The sequence below is a fragment of the Natronospira sp. genome (assembly GCF_007134575.1).
GTDB lineage: Bacteria > Pseudomonadota > Gammaproteobacteria > Natronospirales > Natronospiraceae > Natronospira > Natronospira elongata.
Genome location: NZ_SLKM01000187.1, coordinates 1 through 4,828 on the forward strand (window position 1 = coordinate 1; position 4,828 = coordinate 4,828).

Here is a 4,828-nt window from a genome sequence, read left to right on the forward strand (position 1 = left end):
CCAGCAGTCGCACCCGCTGGCCGCGCTCTACCAGGCGCTGGATATCCAGGTGATTGGCCTGGATCACGCTGCCGGGCGAAAGATTGCGGCGCAGGCGCATACCAACGACTTCATCCGGGCTAGTGAAGAATTCCCGACGCAGAGAGCCTGTGTTTCTCTCCTGCAGGCTGATGTCCTCCGGCCCAAGGACCTGGCCCCGTTGCAGAACGCCGTTGGCAACCACCACAGGGGCCAGAACCTCGGTCTCGACAGAGACGAAAAGCCGCCATTGCACCGGCCCCGGGCAGCGCACGCCGACCGTGGTGTTGCTTCCGCCCAGTTCTCGGCCACTGGGAAGAAAAGTCTCCAGGCCCTGCTCACAGCGCCGCAGCCGCAATCGTTGATCCACGTTTCCAGCCCGGGCACGAACCTGGCCGTTGTCACCCATTTGCGCCTGGACGAAGCCTTCGGCGGCGTCACGGATGCTGTCCGGGTCTTGCCAGTCACTTGCCGCGGCCGGCAGGGCCCAGAGGGCCAGGAGCAAAGTGCTCAGCAGAAAAAAGTGTCGGTTCATCGTCGCTTTACCACTTGAACAGGCTCGGCGGAATAACGTTGCAATTTATATGCCAGTGAATAGTTCGCCCGAGACCCGCCTTCTTGCCCTCTTGGCGGCAGGCAATGGTCCCCGAGGCGGCAAGAACGGCGGCAATGGCCTGCCGCCCGCTCCCCGGGTTAATGGGTAACTAATTGAAATTGTTGATTAAAAAATAGTTGGCATGCCGATTGCGATAGACGGGCTGTGAGAGAGCGGATTTTGCACCACAGGAGGAATGCCGCCATGCCCATTGGATTCGAGACCGCAGTCGGCAAGCAGCAGGAGGCACTGCGGGTTTACCAGCGCCGCCACCAGATACTGGCTTCCAATCTGGCCAATGCCGACACCCCGCATTTCAAGGCGCGTGATCTGGATTTTCGGGCTGCACTTCAGGAGCAGATGGGACCGGGCAGCCCGGCCATGCAGACCACCAACGCCCGCCACATCCAGTCCAGCGGCATGGGTGCTGGTGGCGAGGTGCAGTACCGGGTGCCCAACCAGCCGTCGCTGGATGGCAACACCGTGGACCCTGACCTGGAAATGAGTAACTGGGCCGAGAACGTGATGCGCTACCAGGCGGCCCTGCAGTTCACCAGCGGTCGCATTTCATCGCTGAAGAACGCCATCACTGGCCAAACGATGAGGTAATCAATCATGTTCAACGTCTTTGATGTCGCCGGCTCCGGCATGAGCGCTCAGTCTCTGCGCCTGAATACCACCGCCAGCAATCTGGCCAATGCGGACAGCGTCACGGGTGATCCCGAGACGGCTTATCGCGCCCGTCATCCTCACTTCCAGGCCTGGATGGATCGTTTCGACAATCCTGACTCGGTTGGTGTGGGCGTTGAGAACATCGTGCGCAGCGGGGCCCCGGTGGAAGCGCGTTATCAGCCGGAACACCCCGAAGCCAATGAAGAAGGCTATGTCTTTGGCAGCAACGTTAACCCTATCGAGGAGATGGTGAACATGCTGTCAGCCTCCCGGGCTTACCAGAACAACATTGAGGTAGTCAGCACTACCCGGGACCTGATGCAGAGAACCCTGCAGATGGGGCAGTGATGCCCCTGACGAGAAGAGGTGATTGGTGATGATTTCTTCCATGAACGGCAATCCATTTGAAGAGCTGGGCCTGCGCACTCGCGAAGACCAGCAAGGCAGCAAGGGCAAGGGGAACGATGAGCTGGGCCAGGAGCAATTCCTGAAGCTGATGATCGCCCAGTTCCAGAATCAGGACCCCTTTGATCCCATGGAAAACGGGGAGTTTCTGGGGCAGTTGGCGCAGTTCAGCACCGTTTCCGGTATTAACGAGCTCAAGAACGGCTTCTCTGATCTTGCTGGAGCCATGCAGTCGAGCCAGGCACTGCAGGCATCCAGTCTGGTGGGAAGCACTGTGCTGGTGGAGGCAGACGGTGGCTTCATGCACGAGGAAATAGGGATGTCGGGTGCAGTGAAGCTTGATGGCAGTGCCAATGATGTTGTGGTGGACATCCTCGACCAGAACGGGGAGCGCATTCGACGAATGCATCTTGGTTCCCATGGCGAAGGCATGGCCCGTTTTCACTGGGACGGACTGGACGACCAGGGCCAACCGGTGCAGGCAGGTCCTTATCGCGTGGATGCCAGTGTGATCCGTGGTGATTCCACCGAATCAGGCCAGGCCCTGATCAATCACATGGTTGACAGTGTGACCCTGGACCGCAGTGGTCGGGGGGTGAGTCTGAATACGGCGGCTGGTGAGTATCGGCTTTCCGACGTTCACGAGTTTCTTTGATGGGAGTGCCGGCCATTGATTGGCCGGCGGGGCAGGACTGAATGCCGAATTTTCGGCGGGTATTGAGGAGAGAGAATCATGCCATTTCGTATTGCATTGAGCGGACTGAATGCCGCATCCAGTCACTTGAACGTGACCTCCAACAACATTGCCAATGTGAATACCACTGGCTTCAAGGGTTCCCGGGCCGAATTCGCCGATCTCTTTGCGGTGAGCACCGGGGATATTTCCGACACGTCCACGGGTAACGGGGTCCGTCTGCAACGGGTCTCCCAGCAATTTACCCAGGGCAATATCGATTTCACCGAGAACAATCTGGATCTGGCCATCAGTGGCGAGGGTTTCTTCACCCTGGAGGGTGCCGATGGGCGGGTATTCACCCGTGCCGGTAATTTCTCGCTGAACAATGACGGTTTTGTTCAGAACAATCTGGGGGAGCGCCTTCAGGTCTATCCCCCCGCCGGTGATGGGAGCTTCAACACAGGGCAACTTCAGGATCTGCGACTGGTGACCGGTGAGAATCCGCCCCAGGCCACTTCCGGGATTCGGGCCGAGCTTAACCTCCCGGCCGATGCCGAACCGCCCGAAGTGACGGATTTCGATCCGGATGATCCCCTGAGCTTCAATAACAGCCGCTCGATCACGGTTTATGACTCCCTTGGCAACCGCCATGACGCCACTACCTATTTCGTCAAGTCAGAGGACACCAATGAGTGGGAAACCTATCTCTACATTGGCGACGAGGAGATCGGTGGCCCGGATACCCTGACCTTCAATGCCGATGGCAGTCTGGCGACGCCGGATCCTGCAACCATCGATTACACGCCCTTTGATCCGGGCAACGGTGCCGAGCCGCTGGAAATTTCCATCGATTATCGGGGTTCCACCCAGTTTGGCGGCAGCTTCGGCGTGACCGAGCTGTCTCAGGATGGTTTCGCGGTGGGCCGCTTGACGGGGTTTGATGTGGACGGTGACGGCGTTGCCTCTGCACGCTTCTCAAACGGCCAGACCGAACAGTTGGGCAAAGTGGCCATGGCCAAGTTCGACAACCCCCAGGGTTTGCAGAAGGTGGGTGATACCCGCTGGGCAGAGAGCTTTGCTGCCGGCGAGGCCCAGTTGGGTGAAGCGGGTGCCTCCGGTTTCGGTGAAATTCAGGCCGGTGCCCTGGAAGGGGCCAATATAGACCTGACCCAAGAGCTGGTGGAGATGATCACGGCCCAGCGTAACTTCCAGGCCAATGCTCAGATGATCTCCACTTCGGACGCAATTACCCAGACCATTATCAATATCCGATAAGGGTTGGATTGAAACGGGAGTGATGACATGGATCGCAGCATCTACATCGGCATGACCGGCGCCAAACAGACCATGCAGGCTCAGGCGGCCAACAGTCATAACCTGGCCAATGCCAATACCGCCGGGTTTCGCGCCGATCTGCATGCTTTTGCACCGGAAGAAGTCAGGGGCCCTGGTTATGCCAGTCGGGTCAATGCGGTGAACCGGGGGCTGGGTGTGGATTTTACCCCCGGCACCATGCAGACCACCGGTCGGGAAATGGATGTAGCGATCCAGGGTGAAGGCTGGATTGCCGTACAGGCGCCGGACGGCAGTGAAGCCTATACCCGCGCCGGCGATCTGCAACTGACCGCCAACGGCAATCTGGTCACCGGTACCGGCCATCCCGTTCTGGGAGACGCCGGCCCGGTGGCGGTCCCGCCGCATGATGAATTGTCCATTGGCAATGACGGCACCATCAGCATCGTGCCCCAGGGCCAGGGCTCCGAAGCCATGGCCCTGGTGGACCGGATCAAGCTGGTCAATCCGCCATTGGAAGAGCTGGAAAAGGGCCCTGATGGCCTGGTGCGACTGGCCGATGGTCTGGAGGCCGAGGCCGATGCGGAGGTGAGCCTGGCCAGTGGCGTACTGGAGGGCAGCAACGTCAATGTCACCACGGCGATGGTGAACATGATTCAGCTGGCCCGTCAGTATGAGACCCAGGTCAAGATGATCCAGAGTGCGGATGACAATGCCCGTGCCGCATCCGAGCTGATCCGCGGTCAGGGTTGATCCAGCCGGAATTGGCACTGAATTTGCAGCGTAACCAATGATCAAGAGGGAAGTGACGGCAATGCGTCAGCTTTCCGAGGAGCGAGAGAGATGAACTCAGCACTATGGGTGGCGAAAACGGGGTTGGATGCGCAGCAGACGCGCATGAACATGGTGTCCAACAACCTGGCCAACGCCAACACCACGGCCTTCAAGCGGGGGCGGGCGGCGTTCGAGGACCTGATGTATCAGAACGTCCGCCAGGTAGGGGGCCAAACCACGCAGGAAACCCTCAATCCCTCCGGGCTGAGCAAGGGCACCGGTGTAAGGGTGGTTTCCACCGAGAAGTTGTTCAACCAGGGCAACATGATCCAGACCGAGAATCCCCTCGACCTGGCCATCGAGGGCGATGGCTTCTTCGAGATTCGGCTGCCTGA

General features: G+C 59.2%; 7 protein-coding genes. 6 read left to right on the top strand and 1 reads right to left on the bottom strand.

Annotated features, from left to right (window positions below; translation table 11 throughout):
* Nucleotides 1-553: flagellar basal body P-ring formation chaperone FlgA (gene flgA, locus ACJWXQ_RS07250; RefSeq protein ID WP_406672481.1), on the bottom strand; the 553-nt coding region annotated here is incomplete at its 3' end.
* A 264-nt stretch (nt 554-817) separates the two neighbouring features.
* Between flgA and flgB the strand changes: the two genes are divergently transcribed.
* From flgB to ACJWXQ_RS07280, 6 genes are all read left to right on the top strand, one after another.
* A complete protein-coding gene (gene flgB / locus ACJWXQ_RS07255; protein WP_346049234.1) occupies nt 818-1,222 on the top strand; it encodes a flagellar basal body rod protein FlgB in 405 nt (134 codons plus the stop codon).
* Between the two features lie 6 nt (nt 1,223-1,228).
* Nucleotides 1,229-1,633: a flagellar basal body rod protein FlgC gene (gene flgC, locus ACJWXQ_RS07260; RefSeq protein ID WP_346049236.1), complete on the top strand. Its 405-nt coding sequence runs from the start codon at nt 1,229-1,231 to the stop codon at nt 1,631-1,633.
* A 40-nt stretch (nt 1,634-1,673) separates the two neighbouring features.
* Nucleotides 1,674-2,345: a flagellar hook assembly protein FlgD gene (locus tag ACJWXQ_RS07265; protein WP_346049238.1), complete on the top strand. Its 672-nt coding sequence runs from the start codon at nt 1,674-1,676 to the stop codon at nt 2,343-2,345.
* 78 nt (nt 2,346-2,423) lie between these two features.
* Nucleotides 2,424-3,641, top strand: coding sequence for a flagellar hook protein FlgE (gene flgE, locus ACJWXQ_RS07270; protein WP_346049240.1), 1,218 nt, complete (start codon nt 2,424-2,426; stop codon nt 3,639-3,641).
* 27 nt (nt 3,642-3,668) lie between these two features.
* On the top strand, nt 3,669-4,412 hold the full coding sequence (gene flgF / locus ACJWXQ_RS07275) for a flagellar basal-body rod protein FlgF (protein ID WP_406672482.1): 744 nt from the start codon (nt 3,669-3,671) through the stop codon (nt 4,410-4,412).
* A gap of 90 nt (nt 4,413-4,502) precedes the next feature.
* A partial coding sequence (locus ACJWXQ_RS07280) for a flagellar hook-basal body complex protein (protein ID WP_406672483.1) occupies nt 4,503-4,828 on the top strand: 326 nt, incomplete at its 3' end.